The sequence below is a fragment of the Bradyrhizobium barranii subsp. barranii genome (assembly GCF_017565645.3).
Classification (GTDB): domain Bacteria; phylum Pseudomonadota; class Alphaproteobacteria; order Rhizobiales; family Xanthobacteraceae; genus Bradyrhizobium; species Bradyrhizobium barranii.
The window spans coordinates 83,389-101,123 of record NZ_CP086137.1 but is presented as its reverse complement, the minus strand read 5'-3'; the positions used below and the strand labels follow the sequence as shown (position 1 = coordinate 101,123).

The following is a 17,735-nucleotide window of genomic DNA, read 5'->3' as shown; positions in this document are numbered from 1 at the left end:
TTCCCATGAGGAACGGATTCTCCTTCGTGGCTCTGGCGTTGCTGGTGGTCCTGTTGGGAGTCGCCGTCGCCGACGAGAACGATCGGATCGAACCGAAGTTCTGGCCCGCATCGATGTCCCGTCCGGCGTGACGGGACCGGTCGCGCACGAGCATGTCGATTTCAGTGGGCTTTCGTCTGAGCGCGCCTGTACCGGGTCAGCAGTTCGGCGGACGTCGTCTTGAGGGCGGTCGCGATCGCGTCCAGCATGGATACGGTGGGATTCGAGCGCTTGAGCTCGATCAGACTTATCGCCGCCGGATCGACGCCGAGCGCGCTCGCGAGTTCTGCTTGGCTCAGTTTCCTGTCCTTGCGCAGGCGTCGGACATTGGCGGCGAGGTACTCTCCGAGCTCATCCTTCTTCGCGGACGACCCTAACACTTTACGCGGCCTTCGCGGGCCGCATTTTTACATGCCCGCCCGCCGGCGATCTTCCCCCCAAGCACTGCCGGCGCCGCAGCGTTTTTGATGAGCGAACCGCGCGGGCTCCCGTCGGCGACCTGGCGATTCCGGGCGGCTATCTCAGCCGGCTCAACGGCTGCGATCCCGCCATAACCGTCGTCCCTGGCGGTAGCAGAGCGCAGGCCGAAACCGGAAGCCAGCTTCTGATCGATACCGGCGCGCCCGACGGCCGGCCGGGAGCTCGGATCACCCGCGCTTCGCACGACGACGGTCCCAACCTCGTTCTTGCCGGATCCTCTTCGCTCTTCCACGACATCGCGGGCATAGGCGGTCTCGTCGATGCGACGACCTCTTCCGACGACGCGGAGGAGTCCAAACCTGCCCCCGACATCTTCGAAGCTGCCCTCGGAAAACTCGGAATAGCCGGCGCCGACGCAGTCGCTATCGGCGACACGCCCTACGACGCCAGCGCCGCCCGCAAGGCGGGGATCGCAGCCATCGGCGTGCTATGCGGCGGCTTTGCGGAAGCGTCGTTGCGCGGAGCCGGCTGCGCCGAGGTCTATCCGGGCCCGGCCTCGTTGCTCGCGCTGTTCGACGAAAGCCTGCTCGCGAAGTAGAAGCGGTCAGGACCGACGCGGAGCAACGATGGCCAGGAAATTGAAGACCTACCAGACCTCGCTGGGCTTCTTCGAGCAGGCGATCGCCGCCCCTTCGATGAAGGCGGCCTTGGAGGCGTGGGGCGCCGACAGCAACCTCTTCCATCAAGGTGCCGCCAAGGAGAGCACCGATCCGGACGTCATCGCTGCGACGATGAAGAAGCCTGGCATCGTACTGAAGCGCCCCGTAGGGTCGGACGGTCCGTTCGGCGAGCACGCCGAACTGCCGAAGAGCTTCGGTCGGGACGGAACCGGGAAACCGCCGTCGAAGAAGGTCCGCGCGGCGAAGAAGACCTCAGCCAAGTCCGACAAGGCCGCGGAGCGCAAGGCCGATCAGGCCTACGAACGCGAACGTCAGCGGCGCGAACGCGAGGAAGCCAAGGAAGAAGCGGCAAGGCGGAAGGAGCGCGAACGGAGGGAGCGGGTCGTCGAAAAGGCTCAATCGGCGCTGGACGAAGCCGAACGGGAGCATGCGAAGCGCGCGTCCGCCCTGCGGAGCGAGCTCGAAGTCGTCGAGGACAGGATACGATCCGAGGCAGACGATTGGGCCGAGGAGGAGAAGCGGCTGAAGGCGGCTTTGAAGCGCGCACGCGATGGCCGGACTTGATCAGCGACCGGTCGGATCCTTAGTCCGACGTAGCTGCGCCTTGCAGCGATCCGAACAGGTCTTCACTTCGTCCTAGACCTTCGCCCACTTCTTGCGCCAGGCGAACGGACGCCCGCATGCGGCGCAGATCTTCGTGGGAAGCTCGGATTTGCGGCGCATCCTAGGCATGACGCGTCCGAGCCCTATTGCAGGACCTTCGGAAGGACGACGACCAATTCGACGTCGCGTTGCAGGATGCGACTCGCGATGTCGGCGATGAGAAGCGAGAAGTCGTCTTCGATCTCCGCGGAACTCTGTTCGTCGCGCGCGTAGACATATAACAACGGGCCGTCTGTTTCCGCGAACCTGACGCCGGAGAAGACCCGATCGAACACGGTCGCGCCGATCACCGCGGCGACGCGCGCCTGGATCGCGTAGTCCTGAATGATGCTCAATTCCATGGAGTCGACATATGACCGCGACCGCCGAACGCAAGGCGCGTGGACGTTCATATATCGTCGCGCAGCCCCTTGAAGAACGGGTGCCGAACCTTTCCCTCCGCAGACTTCGCCCGGTACTCGATCTCGGCGGACAGCTTCGGCTCGACCCAGATGCCCTTGTGCGCGATGCGCCTCTTGAACGCCTGCGTCTTCCTGACCAGGGGCTCCAGCCGTTTACGCAGGTCCGCGGCCGACGCTTTGTTGAAGCCGTGGTCGACCTTGCCGGCGTAGACGAGATCGTCGCCCTTGCGCCGCCCGACATAGAGCCCGTCCCACCTGGTGCCGTCGAGCGCGAAGCCGGCGATGGTCAGCGTCTCGCGCTGCGTGCAGGTCTTCTTGACCCAAGCGTTGCTGCGTCCCTTAGGATACGTGCTGTCGCGGACCTTCGAGACCACGCCCTCCAAGCCGACCTTGCAGGCGTGCTCGAACATCGCCTGACCGTCGATCTCGAAGCTTTCGCTGAACTGCAGGTCGGTGCCGGCGACAATCCTCCTGAGCTCACCCTTGCGCTGATGCAGCGGCAGCTTTCGCAGGTCGCAGCCGTTCAGATAGAGCAGGTCGAAGGCGACCATCACGATCTTCTTGGAGGAGCCCTTGAGTTCGTTCTGCAGGACGCTGAAGTCGGTGGTGCCGTCAGGAGCCGGCACGACGATCTCGCCGTCGATGATCGCGGAGCTCGCCTTGATGCGCCAGGCGTCGTGCGCCACCTTCGCGAACCTCTTCGTCCAATCGTGCCCGCGTCTGGTCAGGATGCTGACGCTCTTTGCATGGATCCGCGCCTGCACGCGGTAGCCGTCGAACTTGATTTCGTGGATCCACCTGGCTCCCGACGGCACCTTGTCGATAGAGGATGCCAACGCCGGCTCGACGAAGTCGGGAAACGGTGCCTTGATGCCGATGTCGGCCAACTTCCTACGCGCAAACGCCACGAATGAACTCCACGCAACAAACGTAAATCAAGATGGCACATCCGGAATCGTTCCGGAACCGGCGATTCCTTTCGACGTTGAGACTCGCATCGTTCAATGAGGAGGAGCCGAACATGGCGGCAGCGAAGAAGGCGATCAAGAAGACCGCACGCGGACGCGCCCAGGACCGAGCGAAGGTCGCCGGCGGGCAGAGGTACGAAGTGGGTTACGAGTCGAAGAAGACCGGCCGCTCGGCGTCCGCCGTGAAGAAAGCGGTCAAGAAGGTCGGGAACGTCCGCAAGAAGGTCGAAAAGCGCCTCGGGCGATGAGGCGCCTGGAGCCGGTTCTGCCAAGGACCGGCTAGTCCTCCGGAAGGCACTCAGGACAGACCTCGCCGATCCCTTCGAGCACGCCGTCGATTGCCGCGATGGCCTCTTTGGCCGTCGATCCCAAAGGTGGATGGCTGCGGGCCATATCGAAGGCCCGCTCGCGTGCGTGCGGATCGGCGCGGTCCTGGATCCAGCAATGCTCCTCGCACTCGCGGATGGCACCGGCCTCGTCGAGCACCGAGATTGCCCACGCCCGAAGCGAGCGCATTTTCGTCCGTTCCATCGGCGTCATGCAATGTCTCCAGACGGGACGAATCCTTGTCGCCGGATTGCGTTCCACGTCTCCGTCGCAGACTAGGGATTCCGTCATTCGACCTTCCCGGGTAGCAAGAAAGAACGACGCGGCCGCGATCTTGTGGCAGATTGGACGCCCACGCAGACCATCCGGGAGCACAGCATGCCGCGGAAGCATCCTCAGAACGGCCCCTCTCTCAGCAAGGCCCCTCGCAAGAAGCAGAAGCCGCTGGACGACGAAGCGCTCGCCGCCCTGCAGGCGCGTCAGAAAGCGGCGGAAGAAGGGGCACGGCAAAAGGCAGCGAGTGGCAGGCGCTTCGGAACAGCTGTGAGGGAGAACGGCGGCACCATACCTATACGGGGCGACAACGCGGAAGCGTTCTGGTCGAAGATCCGTCGCGACAACGAAGAGGCCGCTTCCGCCGCGGGAAAGAAAGGCGTCGCGCCGCGTGCGGAAACCGCGATTCCCCGCGAAGATGCCGAAACGGACGACGAATACCATGCTCGATCGTCAGCTCTTAGGCGACTGTTGTCGGAGAAACGCCCAGCGGGACGCAGGGGCTGAACCGTCCGGCGTCGCTTTCTGGAGCGCTCGATATCCTGAACAGAACTTTATATCGGCAGCTCGAGTTGCGAGACTTCATGTTCCGCCCCGTCGAGCGACGAGAGCGAGAGGCCGAGTAGCCGGACCGGCTTCGGCATCGGGATCTGGTTCTGCAGCATCGCGACCGCTAGGCGCTCGAGATCTTCGCGGGTCGAAACCGCCGTCGGGATCGACCTGCTTCGGGTGATGATCTCGAAGTCGTTGAACTTCACCTTCAGCGTGACTGTCCGTCCGCGCGAGCCCTTCTCCGCGCAGTGCCGCCAGACCTTGTCGATGAGCGCCTCCAGTTCGGCGACCATCGCATCGAAATCCGTGAGGTCCGCGGAGAACGTGTTCTCGGCGCCGACGGATTTTCGGATGCGGTTCGCACGTACCTCGCGGTTGTCGACGCCGCGCGAGATCCAATAGTAGTAGGCGCCGGCCTTACCGAAATTGGCCTGCATAAATTCGAGCGTCTGCTTGCGCATATCGAGACCGGTGTGGAGACCGAGCGCGTTCATCTTCGCGCTCGTGAGCCGATGCCGTGGAATTTCCCGACCGGAAGCGCCTCAACGAATCCAGGTCCCATCTCCGGCGTGATGACGTACTGTCCGTTCGGCTTGCGGTGGTCCGAGGCGAGTTTCGCCAAGAGCTTGTTGTAGGAGATGCCGGCCGAGGCGTTGAGGCCCGTAGCCTCGTCTTCTGCGTGAGAACCGCGTTGGTCGACGCAATAACCAACGGGCACTACAATTCCTGGATCTGAATTGGGTGGACGCTAGGGCGAGGGCGGGCGTAAGTCCGAGATTGCGGCCTTTGACGTGCTGCAAGCAGTCAACGAGGGTTCGTTGGTACTCGGTTAGCTCGCTAGCTGCGGGCAACACGATCACAAATTGGTCAAACATCCAGGCCAATCCAAGCGCTCGCAAGATCAGGTCCAGACGTCGCTTTGAATAATTCTCCGCGTTCGATACGGCCCGACAAGCAAAGTTGCTACTTGGTCGATTTGTCCGCCGCCTCATGGGCTATGGCCGCTTCGATGGCGTCGAGACAGCGCGCATGATGGGCCGGCCTCTACGCGGCGGCACGGCCCTACGTCACGTCGATCGAGCTGAAGGAGAAGCGTCGCGAAGGGGCTAAAGTGATCAAGCGCTATCATCTCCCATCGACGCCCTATGAGCGTGCCTTGGCGCATTCCAAGGTGACCGCGACCGTGACGAAACGGCTACGCGATCAGTATCGCTCGCTCGATCCGGTCGCGCTGTTGGCGGAGATTCGCGCAACCCAAGAGGAACTAGGCGATCGCGTCGATCGTCGTGCCGGACAAGCGCGCCGCCTGCAACCCGCTCACACTAGCATCCTGCCAGCGACCGCGGCGACGTTCGCGAAGACGCTCGGCAAGACCGCGACGGTCGGCGAGCCGCGTGCCACGCACCGGCGAACTCGTTGGTCCTATAAGACTTCGCATGCCGTCCAAGCTCGACCCGCATATTGCCGCGATCGAAGCGTGGCTCGCAGAGCAGCCGCAACTGACGGCGCTCGCAATTGTCGGCCGGCTGCGCGAGAAATACCCCGAGGAGTTCGGAAAGAGACAGCATTCGATTGTGCAACGTCTGCTGAGGGCGCTCAGACGGAGGGCTGCCGGACGGTTGGTCGCCCAGAGCCCGCTCGACGACGCCACGACCGCTGCCCCATTGCCCGGGGTTGTGGACGGCTCGATAGGGCCCCACCCGCCCACAGCCCCTCTCGTCGAGCAAGCCGGGAAAGCCATCTGGCGCGACCGATTAATCGACATCGGATGGTCATTGGCAATGGCGACATCAAGGTTTCGCAGATGCGGCAATACGGGGGTCAATATTGGAGGTCGAATGACATGGATTGGCTCAAGAGGGGACGGATGTCTCAGACGAAAGGGGCACATCGCTTGTCGCGTGCGGTTCGGCGGAGCGTTCTCTTTCGCGATGCCTCATTGCACGGGTGGATCGCTTCTGCTCTTTGTCGACGTGGTACTTCCGGAACGCGCGAACGGCGGCGACATGTTGGTCGGCTGAAAAGCCCGTCGAGATGACGCGTCGCCCGTCAATGATGTGCCAGGACTTTCCGCCGTTTTCGTCGCGCATGGGCATCACCATAAAAATTGGGTTGCTGACGTCTCGTCATGATCCATTCCTCTCACCAAATCCACTGGCCCGTTGGTTACGTTATCGCTTTCTAGACCGACTCGCCGGGAGCATTGAGTCAAGGCGATGCCATTAGGGGAACGGGGAAAACTCCGGACGGGCCCGGTTGCAGGGCGGCGAGCGCCGCGAAAAGTGGTCCGCCAAGAGGAGGCGCGGACTAAGGGAAGGTGGTTCGGCGAAATCGGTGCACAGAACACGTCATAGCGTATTTCATACGTTATAGCGTGTTTGGTCGGCGCGCGCGAAATGCATCATCCTGCCGGATGAAGCGGCGAAATCCGGCCCACACAAAGCGGCTGCTTGCACGCAATTTGCGACAGCGTCGCCTGCAAAAGTCCTGGTCGCAATATGACCTTGCCGACGCTTCGCGCCTGCGCCAGGCGCTGATCAGCGGGCTCGAAGCGGGAACGGTAAATCCGACGTTGCAGTCACTGGACAGGATCGCGATCGCACTCGGTCTCGAGCTCGCGGAATTGATGATGCCGCCCGGGAAGGTCCTGGTGGACATGCCAAAGAGGGAGCCCGAAGCGCCGGCCCAGGAACGCCTGGGCAGGAAGACAAGGCGCGGTCTTGCGAGCTCCGACCGTCAATGAGCGACCGTCTTCGGTGAGACCTGCAGTCGCGCCGCGGCACATTTCAGGAGCCTCATCCCGAGCCGGCATTGACCGCTTCAGCGGCGCCGGCAGGTAGGCGTCGATCTCGGCATCGGAGCTTGTTCTTCAAAGCGTCCTCCAGCTCCTTCTCCGCGCTTCCGGCGCCGACCGGACAATTGGGCGAGATCGCCGTCGACGAGCATGCGAGGGCCTTGGCAAGGCAGGGTATCCGGCGATGATCCCGCTGGTGCCGTTCGAAGACTCGGATGTCCCTGAACTGCGCATTGCGCGCCTGAAGAACGCACATCTGCTGAACACCGCAGCCTGCTGATCGGCCTGGCCGACGCCGGCATCGCCCAGAGGCCCGGCAGATACTCAAGAGCATCAACGAGACGCGAAAGAGCCCGATTGCCGCCGGCTGGCCTAGAGGAAGAAGAGACGCCCTTGCAGGCTGCGCGCGCCGTTGCCGCGGGTTGCCTGCCACCGCGGCTCCGGGGATCAGACTGATGATGCCGGGCTCGACTTCAGGAGGTCGGATGGATTTGCAATCATCTGGACGGCTGCAATACGCGGAGAAGTCGCAATGACCACGAGGGCCGGCACTCTTTCGAAACAATGCTTTCGCCTGAGACGGGCGAGATTCTGCCCCGTGGCGTGCGGCCATTTACGGTCACCTATGTGCGGCGGAGCGTCACCGTGGATCTGCCCGGCTACTATCCGCGTGGGGATGGCGACGGCGTGCATGTCGGTGACGACATAGCTTTCGTCGACCGTGCGCTCCCGACGCTCGCAGTCTTGACCAATGGTCATGCCCGCAATGATTAGAGCGAGGACGAAAGCGCAAGGGGGCTATTCTCTGAGGGATGCAGATGCCGGTGGAATGGAAAAAGAGCGCAGCCGGCCATACCTTCAACGCCGATGTGCTGCGTTTCGATACGTTTTTCTATCAGGAAGCCTGGCGATGGTGTGTTACGGACGTCAGTGACGATGTAGTGGCGCAGGGCGTCGCGGACGACGAAGAGGAAGCCCAGGCAAAAGCAGTCGCATGGGCCCGTGAATGCCTCACCACGGCGCTGGGGAAGCTGCTGCCCTAGGACGCTGGATCGGTGCGACCGAGCGTGCCTTAGGCCGCGTCGAGCGTTGGTCGGCCGGCGCCGGCGCTATCTTGGTGGCGCCGATCAAAGTAGGTCCCCTATATCCCTTGCAAGCTGTTAAAAATCTGATCTCGACGTCGGCGACGGGCCGCGAAAAGTGGCGACTTCCGACCAAAGTACGTCTCCCGGCTACTTTCTTTAGAAAGGGATCGTGGGCGGCGCCGGCCTGGTGCACCGTTAGAGGTATTGCTAGGCAAGAGCCCCGCCAGCCCCGCGTCCTTCCGCAGCTATTGTGGCTTGAAATTGAAAGGAAATTCCTTACAGTAAGGAAAGTCCTTGACTGGAGGGGTGCGCATGATTACGAGTAAACTGACTACCAAAGCTCAAACCACGATCCCCCAGGCAGTCCGAACCGCTCTGCATCTGAAGGAAGGTGATGAGATCGCTTATACGATCACTGGTGATAAGGTCGTGCTGACAAAGGCTGAACCTGCTCTGGTCGATGATCCCTTCGTCACCTTCAGCGAATGGGACAGCGAGGCAGATCGGAAAGCCTATGCCAGCCTTTAAGCAGGGTGACGTCGTTAGGGTTCCTTTCCCGTACACTGATCGATCAACTCGTCAGCATCGCCCGGCACTCGTTGTATCCACAGGAGGCATCGGGGAAAATGGAAACCTTCTTTGGGTGGTGATGATCACGAGTGCTGAAAACAGAACATGGCCCGGGGATATTGCAATCAGTCGCTACGAAGAGGCCGGTCTGCCTGCTCCCTCCATCATTCGACCTTGTAAGATAGCGACGATAGAGGCGCGCGACGCGGAACGGCTCGGTCGCATCAAGCCTCGTTTGATGATCGAAGTTTTATCAGAGATGCGCGGCATTCTGGGTAGCTGATCCGCCGATCCCAGTGATATCGATACTTATGGTCGTGATGGTCGCGTTCGCGCTTGTCGGATTTAAGTTCTTGAATAGCTTCCGAACGATGCAGATACCATTGGGCTTTGGGAGTGTACTGCTGAGAGATGAGAGCCCGTTGCTTTTCTGACTTGCGATCGCGTCGCGGTGTTTAGGGTTAGGCACGCTGTTCTCGATCATATACGTGGTATGTTTTGTCGCTCCTAACCAGCCATGATGTGAACGCACTTCTGCTTCTGTGACCCCCTAGCAGAAGATCCTATGGCCATCCTGGATGACAGAGACCAGGATCGCGCCGATCGACAACGGCGCGGTCGCGGACGAGCAGGGCAGTCCGATGGGGTCTCATTCAACCAGAATATTGATGCCGTCGAGATCGCGTAGGGCGGATACGCACCCCGCTGGAATAGAAGCTCTCTAGATCCTTGATCATTTGTGTTATGGAGCTTAGCAGCGCTATCCAGGTGATTCTATTTAACTATCTGCGTTCGCATAACATAGATTATGGAATATTCCGCTAACTTCGAGTGAGCGGGAATCCCTTTATCCAGGTCTGGAGCGTGATGTAGTCGTGCAGTTGCATCTGGTGTTCAATGCGCTGCTGATATTCCCTGGCCCCTGACGTAAAGAATGACGTTGTGACGATTGCGCCGGCGGTCGCTCGCTCGGCCTGAAGAACCCCATGAAGCGATCGCACGATCTCGACTCCCACTTTGTGCGTAGGAGCGTATCGCTTGCATTCGACCAAATAGAGGAATTGCCCTAATCCTTCTTTTCGTGCGGCATAGATGTCGAATCCACCGCCCCTCTTTTCGGGGGTCAATGTGATCTCGTAGCCCATCTTGGCCAGTATCTCTCCGACCAACTCTTCAAACTTGCGGGGCGGTAGGCTCCTCACCAGTTCTGGCTCGGCCCTCAGAAGCTTGAGGATCTCATCGTTGGCCGTGCTGACCTCAACAATGACCTGCCGCTCGGAATCGCCCTTCAGCGGCCTGCCGTCAGGCCCCACAAGGCCATTTGCTCGAAAACCTCGCAGGTGACGGAGTATCTCACCTATGGCATCGCTCCGACCGCTGCGGAGCTCCTGCAGTGCCAAACTCACAATTGCGGGGTGTCCCTGTGAGATTTCTCGCAGCCGTTGAAGGTCTTGCAGCTGGAGGGACGCCCCCATCTCCTCAGCGACGTTGTTAGCGAGCAGGTAGAACTCTCGCTCATCCAGGCCGCCCAGCACGATCTGCTCGGAGGACATACGTGCGAGTTGGACACGCGAAATCACGATGCTTCGCAGATTTGGATACCGGAAGTGAGCCTCGTCAAGCTGCTTCATCAACTGAGACTGGGCTTCCCATGACACCCTGTCGAGATCATCGACTACCAACAGAAATCGGGCGACGATGGGAGCCGGTAGCCCAATGGGCTGTGCCGCCCTGGCCTCGTGGAGTGGCGCACTTAAGAACTCCACGCCGTCGGGAAATAAATCCGCAGCGGCGTGGGCAAACATTTGAACAAAGCTCGTCTTTCCAATCCCGCCCAGGCCCGTCACGACGACGCTTCGCGGAAATTCTCCAGTCAGGAGAGATTTCAGCTTCTCAAACTCCTTAGATCGGCCGACATACATGGCGCCGACAGGAGACATAGCTGGTCGCCACTCCTTCTAAGTAGACATAGTTCGGATTCTACCAGCGGATTCGCCGCCTTCAACTAAGGCGATGAAGGCGCATCATCGTTTATTCAGTGAGCGGTAGAAGCGCTTGGTGCCGCTGCCAGGCGGATCCTCGCACATGAAGCATTCGGCATAGGTGTCGATTGCTTGCATCACGCCCTGCAAGGATGGGCTGGAGAACGCGTTGGTCGTCCCCGTCGCGTAGTGGGCCACGAAATTGCCGGTGATACTGGCCATATGAGTCTGTAGGCCCGCTTGCTGTGCTGCATCCAGGATCAGATCGCCGGCGGCCTTGTGCAACTTCACGGCCGCCTCGATCGCGGCCACCGCATTGCCCACCTGCTTATTGTTGTCGTCGAGCGCGAAATCAATCGGGACCGGGATTTTCACTTTCTGGATGATCTCCAGTAGCCGATGCTCCAGGTACTGACGAAGTCGCGGCGCCGCGTCGTCGATCTGGCCGGCCTGCAGGAACCGCAAAGTGGCATCACGAACACGATTGACCGCATCAGATTGCGGCAACACGGCCGTGCGGGCTGTCCCTTCCAACCGTTGATGTCGCCACCCCTGGCCGCTGTTGCGGTTGAAACGCTTCTCGAGGAGGGTGTCATGGCTCAGAAGAATGACTTGTGGCCCGTCAGCCTGCATCGGACGCGCAAACTGGGTACGAATGAGCTCCATCAGGTGGAATTGGTGCCCCGCGTCGAAGCTGGAGGTCACATCGTCAAGAACCACGAACCGCGGCTCGCCTCCATAAAGCATCGCCGCCGCCAGGTAGACCGACACGGCAAACGCGTTGCGGAAGCTCTCAGAGAGGAGCGCCTGCGCGGACACGTTCTTGAGCGTGAAAAACTCGGACAGACCGATAGAAAGAGCCTCGGCACCATCGGCCTTGGCCAGCGACGGCTTGACAGGCTGGTACATGATCGAGCCGAAGAACTTCTGACACAGGGGCTCGACGGCGGCCAACCGGCGCTTGGAAAGATTCGCCTCCGCGGTAGCGAAGGTCTCACTCGCCCGGTCTAGGAAGGCCTTGATCCGCGTGATGGCCGCAAGCTTGCCGGTGACTTTCGTGAGAGAGGCCTGCGCGCCCTCGATTTCATTCCAAGCCTTCTGCAGGCGTCTGGCGGCCTCAACCGCGGTCGTGACCGCAACGAGGGACGCCGGAAGTTCCTTCTCCAGCGCCTCGCGCTTGGTCTTTGTGTCCTTGAGGGCCGCCGACGCTCGGTCGATCAACGTGTTTCGCCAGGTCCAAAGATCTGCAACGTTCGCCGCGGTTAGAGCCAATTCGGGCCTATGGGCCAGATTGGCGAAAAGTAGCTTCTCATCCTTGACGGCATGGGCCTCCTCCAGCTTGCGCAAATCGCTCCACGACTTTGCCTTCCATTCGGCATCGATGTTGACCGTGCAGTCCTCGAGCTCTTGGAAAGCGGCCAGGCGCACCTCCAAGTCGGGAAGCAAAGGTCCGGAGCCTTCATGCTCGCAAGCCGGGCACTTGTTCTTGTTCGGCCAACACTCATCCACAAGAACGGCGCGGCTCGCGGCGTAAAGATCCTTCAGCAACCGGCCAGCTGTCTTTGACAACGTAGTGTCGCGCTGTTGCGCGAGCGCGAGCAGTTGCTGATGGTCCGCATCGGTTGGTCCCATCGAGATTTGGCTTGTGTACGTGGTCTCCTGGCGTCGCAACGTAGCCAGGCGCGCCGGACCATCGCCTCCTTCAGCCTTCTTGATCGACTCCACGCAGTCGTCGAGTGCTATATCAGCAAAGCTCTTGCCAGCGCAGTGCGGCATGAGAACCGCGATCTGATGCAACGCATCATGTGCCTTTGCGATCGCAGCCGCGTGATCTTTCTGCTCATGGAGAGAGGTCTGCGTCAGTAACTGAAACGCCGCGACCGCCTCAGCCTGCTGCTTGGCAATCGTTGCCTTCAAGGAGGTTTCCTGTTGCGTCAGGACTTTAACCTCGAAGTGGTTGTTGAAGGCTCGCGTGTTGGCAAGCCCTTGCAGTACCTGACGCAGGGTCGAGTATGCGGCGAGTCCAAGCAAGCCCGCAAAGGCTCGCCCCCTGTCGAGGGCCTTATCATCGATGAAGGACTGCAGCGTCTTGTGGTCGAGCAGGACGAAATCGCGGTTGAGGGACTCCAGAAGCTTCTCGCCGTCGATGTTGGCTGGGGAAGTCACCTTGCGAACGCCGAGGGCGTTGCGGGTTATGGTGAGCGAAACGGGCGCCCCTCCGCCGTCTGGCCGCACGGTCAAACGAATCGTTCCCGTGTTTTTTGAATGAAAGCGGTTCAAGTAGTAAGAATCACCGCTTTCCGTCGCCGGCAGCTCGTCGAGCTTCGGAATCTTCTTGCGCAATGCGTATGTGAGTGCGTCAAAGATAGAGCTCTTGCCGACGCCGTTGGGCGCGGAAACGGAGTTGACGGCATCGTGCGCGAAACTCAACACCAGAGGATCACCCTCATTGTTGATGCCGCGTACACCCTCGATCTCGAGGCGTTCCAAAAACCAGCCGCTCATGGTGCCTTCGGCGTTTTCGCTAGCGCAGCGAGAAGCTCGTCCCAAATCAGCGCCGGCTCCGCACCGGCGGCGAGATCATTGAGCCGGGTCGCTAGAACAGGTCCAAGCGTCGAGTCCAACTGTTCAAGCTCTGCACTGTATGCTGCAAAATTGTCGCCCAAAGGCGCAGTATCACTGAATTTGAAAACCATGGCCTCTCCCCTCGGCACATTCTCACCGACCGCGGCACAACTTTCAATAGAGCGATGCTCCGCATGCTACGAAAGTCATTGTCTGTATTTAGACACCAACCGATTGCCGCCGGGAGTGTTGGTCTGTGGGTCGGGTTGGCTCGGGTAGGTAAGGCGCTATGGCTTCAATTTGCAGAGCGGTCAGAGCTGGCCCCGGTTGTTTGGACAGCGCCCCGCTGGATTTAAGTGGATTCCTGCCGGGTTATGCTGAACGCGGGGCTTTACGGTTTTGTCGTTGCGTCGGGAGGGCGTAGCCCGACCAGAGCGACGACAAAACCGTCGGCGACGGTCATGCGGCCATCACCATAGCTTGCGTGCCGAAGTAAGCCTCGTCGGGCGTGCGCCCGTCAAGGCTCGAGTGAGGGCGTCCCTGATTGTAGAAGGCCAGATACTTGGCAATTGACGCTCGCGCCTCGGACACGCTGTCGTAGGCGCGGAGATATACTTCTTCGTATTTGACCGTGCGCCAGAGCCGCTCGACAAACACGTTGTCGCGCCAGGCGCCCTTGCCGTCCATGCTGATGGCGATCTTCGCGTCCAGCAGCACATCGGTGAACTCGAGGCTGGTGAACTGGCTGCCCTGATCCGTGTTGAAAATCTCGGGCCTGCCGTGCTTCGCCAACGCCTCCTGGACCGCTTCGACGCAGAAGGCCGCCTCCATTGTGATCGAGACGCGATGGGCCAGGACCCGTCGGCTGAACACATCGACGACCGCCGCGAGATAGACGAAGCCACGCCGCATCGGAATGTAGGTGATGTCCATTGCCCACGCATGGTCGGGCCGCTCGATCTTCAATCCGCGCAACAGGTACGGGTAGATCTTGTGACCCGGAGCCGGCTTGCTCGTGTTCGGGCGACGATAGACCGCCTCGATCCCCATGCGCTTCATCAGCGTCGCGATGTGGCGGCGACCGGCGTATACGCCCTCCCGCCGCAGCAACGATCGCAGCATACGCGCTCCCGCGAAGGGATAATCGAGATGCAGCTCATCGAGCCGACGCATCAAGGCAAGGTCCTCGGCCGAAACTGGCCGAGGTTCATAGTAGACCGTGCTGCGAGCCAGCTTCAGGACCTTCGCCTGGCGCACGATAGAAAGATCATGACCGCGGTCGATCATCGCTTTGCGCTCAGCAGGCCCGCCTTGGTGAGCGCGCCGGACAAAAAATCGTTTTCCAACGCCAGCTCGCCGATCTTGGCATGTAACGCCTTCAAATCGACCGGCGTCTCGGCCGATGTCTTGTCATGCCCAAACACGCCGGCGGCGCCTTCCAGGAGCTGGTTTTTCCAGATCGTGATCTGGTTCGGATGAACATCAAACAGTTGCGCCAGCTCCGCCAGTGTCTTGTCGCCTTTGACCGCAGCCAAAGCAACCTTCGCCTTGAATGCCGGAGAATGCGTCCGGCGGCTCTTCTTCGTCATCTTCGCTCCTGATTCGCAGCAAGAATCCTCGCCGCTGTCAGGCAGAAAATCCACTCAAGCTACTGTCCGAATTTGCGGGGCCAGCTCTCACACGCGTTCCAGAAGAAATCCACCAGCGGGATTGCGACCCCGCAACGGCACATAGACCTGGTCCGGCAGCGCTTGCGCGAAGCCGAGGCCATCCACAAGGCAACAAAGGGAGAGCGATGATAAGCACCAAAACGAAGCTGCCCGCCCACACCAAGGGCTCGGGCAACATTTTTGCTGATCTCGGCCTGCCCAACGCAGAGGAACATCAGCTCAAAGCTGCACTGGTGGTGCAGTTAAAACGGCTGATGGCCGAGCGGGAGGTCACCCAGACCGACGCCGCCAAGCTGGTCGAGATGAAGCAGCCAGACTCGTCCAAGGTACTCCGTGGGCAATTCAAGCTGGTTTCAATAGAAAAAGCTGATGCGCATGCTTTTCACGGTTCAACGAGGCTCTGCTTTAGGCCGCCCTACTCCGCGGCTTCAGCGGGAGCACTCTTTAGCTCCGAGAACTTCGCCGCCATGGTCGAATGTGTCGTTTAGACCTCGTAGGTCTCTGGAGAGCAGAAAGGCCAGGACTCTCCCGGCGGCGTTGGTGCCGTCCTGGCCAAGCTGCCCGCAGCCACCTGGTGCAGCACACATCTTCTCGTGATGCTTGACGAAATCGATCTTCTTGCAGAAATGAAGGATCAGACTGGAATCGAGCAGGAATTCCGCCGTGTGCTCCGAATTCCAGTACCAGACTCCGCCGACCTGTCGCAGCGGCCCCTCTTCCTTTGTGGGGTCGTAGGGGGTAACCGGCAGCTTGCTCAAGTCCTTGTCGGAAATCATGAAGCGGTAGGCGTGGTTCTTGTATTTGCGAACCTCCACCCAATAGATCTTTCGGCGTGCGACGATGTCGGCAAAATTAAAAGTGAACTGGACGCAGCCGTAACGCGAGCCATTGTGCCAGTTGTTGGGAGATAACCAGACGACCGTCGTGCGGGAGTCGTTGAGGATACACTCGTCGTAGATCAACCCTCGGGTAACCTGCCCATCAGCTAGTATACGTAAGGCCGGCCCGGTGTGCGTGACATGATGCACGGTCGACAGCACCGAAGCGGTGCCGGCAACGCCTGCGGCCGTCACCGTGCAAGCGTACGGTTTCCATGGGGTCGTCATAAGAAATCCGTCGCCATGATCATCAGCATCATCGGCTTTCGGGGACATCGCCCGGCTTGATGCAGCGCACCAGAAGCCGCCCTTGCGCTCTCGTCCCGAACTATACAGGTTGTGTGCTAAGCTTAACCACAACCTGGAAAGCCGAACCGTGTCAACCGACAGAATCCAGACCACGCTAGCCGATCGAGCCCTGGTGAAATGGACCCGCGGAGCGGGACCGGTTGAACCGGTTTGTTAGTTGGAAACGGATCGCTCCTGATCCCTTTCTATCACGCAGCCAGAGACTCTGTCTGCTGCAGTTGCTGTGATGGGGTGGACGCCCCTCGACGGCATCGATGTGCCAAAGTGAAGGGTGTTGAACCGTCAGAAAGAGGAAGCGTCCGTGAACGAAGTTAGCACGATTGGACTAGACTTGGCGAAACATGTTTTTCAGGCACATGGCGCAGACGCTGGCGGCGTTGTTGTTTTCCGCAAACAGCTGCGTCGTGATAATGTGCTGGCTTTCTTTGCTCAGCAGCCTGCGTGCCTGGTAGCGATGGAAGCCTGCGCCAGCGCCCATCACTGGGCTCGTGAGATTGGCAAGCTGGGTCACGCAGTGCGTCTGATTCCACCGTCCTATGTAAAGCCCTTTGTGAAACGCCAGAAAAACGATATGGCCGATGCAGAAGCGATTTGCGAAGCAGCCCAACGCCCCACCATGCGCTTTGCCGCCGTGAAGAGTGAGGACCAGCAGGCGAGCGCGGTCGTGTTTCGCGCTCGCGATCTTTTGGTCCGGCAACGTACTCAGATCATAAACGCGTTGCGAGGTCACCTCGCCGAATACGGCCTGGTCGTTGCAAAGGGGGCGTCCAATGTCGCCGCGCTGGTTGAGCACGCGCAAGCTTCCGGGAGCAGCGTGCCAACGGCGGCGCAACCGGCGCTCGATATCCTAGTCAAGATGCTGGCGGTGCTGGAAGAGCAAATCAAGCAACTCGATATTGAGATCGCGCGACGAGCCCGAGAAGAGGAAGTTGCTCGACGGCTTATGACAGTTCCTGGCATCGGCCCAATCACTGCGACAGCTCTGATGGCGCTAGCGCCTGAGCCCGAAAACTTCAAACGTGGCCGGGATTTCGCCGCGTGGTTGGGGTTGACGCCGCTGCAACGTTCCACTGGTGGAAGACAGAAGCTCGGCCAAATATCGAAAATGGGTGAGCGAACGCTGCGGCGTCTCCTCATCATCGGGGCGAGTGCGGTGGTGAAGCTGGCTCGCCGACGCGGTCAATCGCAAGGGGCATGGCTGGAGCGCATGCTCGCTCGTAAGCCGCCCATGCTTGTCGCCGTCGCTCTCGCCAACAAGATGGCTCGCACCGTGTGGGCTTTGATGGTCAACGGTGGGGTCTACAAAGCTCCGGTCGCAGCGGCTTAATCGCTTAGTCCGCCCGACCAGAGGTCGTCGAGGAGGTAGGAAGGTCAAACGGAAGGTACGGCGCAACAGTCGATGAGACGGGGTCGGGAAAACCAGTACATGCCCAAGTGCTTCCAAGTACGCCGCTGTGATTTGGACCTGATCCGCGAACTCCCATACGGGCCCGCGACATATGACGGTCGCAATCAAGGCCGGACAGATGTCAGCACCCGACTACGCGCAACACCTAATC

Annotated in this window: 22 protein-coding genes and 2 pseudogenes; 12 read left to right on the top strand and 12 right to left on the bottom strand. The window is 60.3% G+C overall.

From position 1 onward, the window contains the following. Window positions 1-161: 161 nt before the first annotated feature. Entirely contained in the window at window positions 162-419 is a 258-nt protein-coding gene (locus tag J4G43_RS52260) for a helix-turn-helix domain-containing protein (protein WP_208089809.1), read from the bottom strand. Between J4G43_RS52260 and J4G43_RS56350 the strand changes: the two genes are divergently transcribed. Together J4G43_RS56350 and J4G43_RS52250 are read left to right on the top strand one after the other, a co-directional pair. Beyond that, on the top strand, window positions 326-1,057 hold the full coding sequence (locus J4G43_RS56350; protein ID WP_408581460.1) for an HAD family hydrolase: 732 nt from the start codon (window positions 326-328) through the stop codon (window positions 1,055-1,057). The two genes, J4G43_RS52260 and J4G43_RS56350, sit on opposite strands and share 94 nt — an antisense overlap. Before the next feature lie 28 nt (window positions 1,058-1,085). Continuing rightward, a complete protein-coding gene (locus tag J4G43_RS52250) occupies window positions 1,086-1,703 on the top strand; it encodes a cell envelope biogenesis protein TolA (protein ID WP_208089808.1) in 618 nt (205 codons plus the stop codon). A 75-nt stretch (window positions 1,704-1,778) separates the two neighbouring features. On the opposite strand, the pseudogene J4G43_RS52245 reads toward J4G43_RS52250, so the two are convergent. The 3 genes and pseudogenes from J4G43_RS52245 to ligD all read right to left on the bottom strand — a co-directional run. Then, window positions 1,779-1,871, bottom strand: a pseudogene (locus J4G43_RS52245) (DUF2256 domain-containing protein); the annotation flags it as partial. Between the two features lie 14 nt (window positions 1,872-1,885). Then, window positions 1,886-2,143 (bottom strand): hypothetical protein, encoded by a 258-nt coding sequence (locus tag J4G43_RS52240; protein ID WP_208089806.1) that lies wholly within the window; start codon window positions 2,141-2,143, stop codon window positions 1,886-1,888. Between the two features lie 47 nt (window positions 2,144-2,190). Next, the gene (gene ligD / locus J4G43_RS52235; protein ID WP_208089805.1) at window positions 2,191-3,111 is read right to left on the bottom strand and encodes a non-homologous end-joining DNA ligase; all 921 of its coding nucleotides are present in this window, start codon (window positions 3,109-3,111) and stop codon (window positions 2,191-2,193) included. A 113-nt stretch (window positions 3,112-3,224) separates the two neighbouring features. Between ligD and J4G43_RS52230 the strand changes: the two genes are divergently transcribed. Continuing rightward, entirely contained in the window at window positions 3,225-3,419 is a 195-nt protein-coding gene (locus tag J4G43_RS52230; RefSeq protein ID WP_208089804.1) for a DUF3606 domain-containing protein, read from the top strand. A gap of 31 nt (window positions 3,420-3,450) precedes the next feature. Here the strand turns inward: J4G43_RS52230 and J4G43_RS52225 are convergent, their stop codons facing one another. Next, the gene (locus tag J4G43_RS52225) at window positions 3,451-3,711 is read right to left on the bottom strand and encodes a hypothetical protein (RefSeq protein ID WP_208089803.1); all 261 of its coding nucleotides are present in this window, start codon (window positions 3,709-3,711) and stop codon (window positions 3,451-3,453) included. 165 nt (window positions 3,712-3,876) lie between these two features. Between J4G43_RS52225 and J4G43_RS52220 the strand changes: the two genes are divergently transcribed. Next, window positions 3,877-4,278: a hypothetical protein gene (locus tag J4G43_RS52220; RefSeq protein ID WP_208089802.1), complete on the top strand. Its 402-nt coding sequence runs from the start codon at window positions 3,877-3,879 to the stop codon at window positions 4,276-4,278. Between the two features lie 47 nt (window positions 4,279-4,325). On the opposite strand, the pseudogene J4G43_RS52215 reads toward J4G43_RS52220, so the two are convergent. Further along, window positions 4,326-4,987: pseudogene (locus J4G43_RS52215) on the bottom strand (DinB/UmuC family translesion DNA polymerase); the annotation flags it as partial. 600 nt (window positions 4,988-5,587) lie between these two features. Then, window positions 5,588-5,728 carry a hypothetical protein gene (locus tag J4G43_RS52210; RefSeq protein WP_208089801.1) on the bottom strand — a complete coding sequence of 47 codons (141 nt, stop codon included), beginning with the start codon at window positions 5,726-5,728 and terminating at the stop codon, window positions 5,588-5,590. A 31-nt stretch (window positions 5,729-5,759) separates the two neighbouring features. Here J4G43_RS52210 and J4G43_RS52205 point away from each other — a divergent pair, with 31 nt between their 5' ends. The 6 genes from J4G43_RS52205 (at window position 5,760) to J4G43_RS52180 (ending at window position 9,055) form a co-directional block, all read left to right on the top strand. Continuing rightward, a complete protein-coding gene (locus tag J4G43_RS52205) occupies window positions 5,760-6,344 on the top strand; it encodes a hypothetical protein (RefSeq protein ID WP_208089800.1) in 585 nt (194 codons plus the stop codon). Between the two features lie 392 nt (window positions 6,345-6,736). Beyond that, window positions 6,737-7,066: a helix-turn-helix domain-containing protein gene (locus J4G43_RS52200; protein ID WP_208089799.1), complete on the top strand. Its 330-nt coding sequence runs from the start codon at window positions 6,737-6,739 to the stop codon at window positions 7,064-7,066. A gap of 615 nt (window positions 7,067-7,681) precedes the next feature. Further along, window positions 7,682-7,891: a hypothetical protein gene (locus J4G43_RS52195; protein ID WP_225005936.1), complete on the top strand. Its 210-nt coding sequence runs from the start codon at window positions 7,682-7,684 to the stop codon at window positions 7,889-7,891. A 38-nt stretch (window positions 7,892-7,929) separates the two neighbouring features. Further along, window positions 7,930-8,160: a hypothetical protein gene (locus J4G43_RS52190; protein ID WP_208089798.1), complete on the top strand. Its 231-nt coding sequence runs from the start codon at window positions 7,930-7,932 to the stop codon at window positions 8,158-8,160. A 354-nt stretch (window positions 8,161-8,514) separates the two neighbouring features. Next, the gene (locus J4G43_RS52185; RefSeq protein WP_208089797.1) at window positions 8,515-8,730 is read left to right on the top strand and encodes an AbrB/MazE/SpoVT family DNA-binding domain-containing protein; all 216 of its coding nucleotides are present in this window, start codon (window positions 8,515-8,517) and stop codon (window positions 8,728-8,730) included. Continuing rightward, a complete protein-coding gene (locus J4G43_RS52180; protein ID WP_208089796.1) occupies window positions 8,717-9,055 on the top strand; it encodes a type II toxin-antitoxin system PemK/MazF family toxin in 339 nt (112 codons plus the stop codon). Before J4G43_RS52185 ends, J4G43_RS52180 begins: the two co-directional genes overlap by 14 nt. Window positions 9,056-9,593: 538 nt before the next feature. On the opposite strand, the gene J4G43_RS52175 is transcribed toward J4G43_RS52180, so the two are convergent. The 4 genes from J4G43_RS52175 to J4G43_RS52160 all read right to left on the bottom strand — a co-directional run bounded on the left by J4G43_RS52175 (window position 9,594) and on the right by J4G43_RS52160 (window position 14,908). Continuing rightward, window positions 9,594-10,712 carry a restriction endonuclease gene (locus tag J4G43_RS52175; protein ID WP_208089795.1) on the bottom strand — a complete coding sequence of 373 codons (1,119 nt, stop codon included), beginning with the start codon at window positions 10,710-10,712 and terminating at the stop codon, window positions 9,594-9,596. A gap of 84 nt (window positions 10,713-10,796) precedes the next feature. After that, window positions 10,797-13,259, bottom strand: coding sequence for an AAA family ATPase (locus J4G43_RS52170; RefSeq protein ID WP_208089794.1), 2,463 nt, complete (start codon window positions 13,257-13,259; stop codon window positions 10,797-10,799). Then, window positions 13,256-13,450: a hypothetical protein gene (locus J4G43_RS52165; protein ID WP_157790354.1), complete on the bottom strand. Its 195-nt coding sequence runs from the start codon at window positions 13,448-13,450 to the stop codon at window positions 13,256-13,258. The genes J4G43_RS52170 and J4G43_RS52165 overlap by 4 nt, the downstream gene beginning before the upstream one ends. Window positions 13,451-13,778: 328 nt before the next feature. Then, window positions 13,779-14,908, bottom strand: a protein-coding gene (locus J4G43_RS52160) for an IS3-like element ISRj2 family transposase (RefSeq protein WP_086023025.1) whose coding sequence is annotated in 2 segments (ribosomal slippage) — window positions 13,779-14,656 and window positions 14,656-14,908 — 1,131 coding nt in all. Because the reading frame shifts where the segments join, the coding sequence is not laid out codon by codon here. A gap of 206 nt (window positions 14,909-15,114) precedes the next feature. Between J4G43_RS52160 and J4G43_RS52155 the strand changes: the two genes are divergently transcribed. After that, window positions 15,115-15,477: a helix-turn-helix domain-containing protein gene (locus J4G43_RS52155; RefSeq protein ID WP_208089793.1), complete on the top strand. Its 363-nt coding sequence runs from the start codon at window positions 15,115-15,117 to the stop codon at window positions 15,475-15,477. Here J4G43_RS52155 and J4G43_RS52150 read toward each other — a convergent pair. Then, complete coding sequence (locus J4G43_RS52150; protein ID WP_208089792.1) at window positions 15,418-16,143, bottom strand: hypothetical protein; 726 nt, start codon at window positions 16,141-16,143, stop codon at window positions 15,418-15,420. The genes J4G43_RS52155 and J4G43_RS52150 overlap by 60 nt on opposite strands. A 334-nt stretch (window positions 16,144-16,477) precedes the next feature. Here J4G43_RS52150 and J4G43_RS52145 point away from each other — a divergent pair, with 334 nt between their 5' ends. Beyond that, window positions 16,478-17,503 carry an IS110 family RNA-guided transposase gene (locus tag J4G43_RS52145; RefSeq protein ID WP_166353271.1) on the top strand — a complete coding sequence of 342 codons (1,026 nt, stop codon included), beginning with the start codon at window positions 16,478-16,480 and terminating at the stop codon, window positions 17,501-17,503. Window positions 17,504-17,735 lie beyond the last annotated feature (232 nt).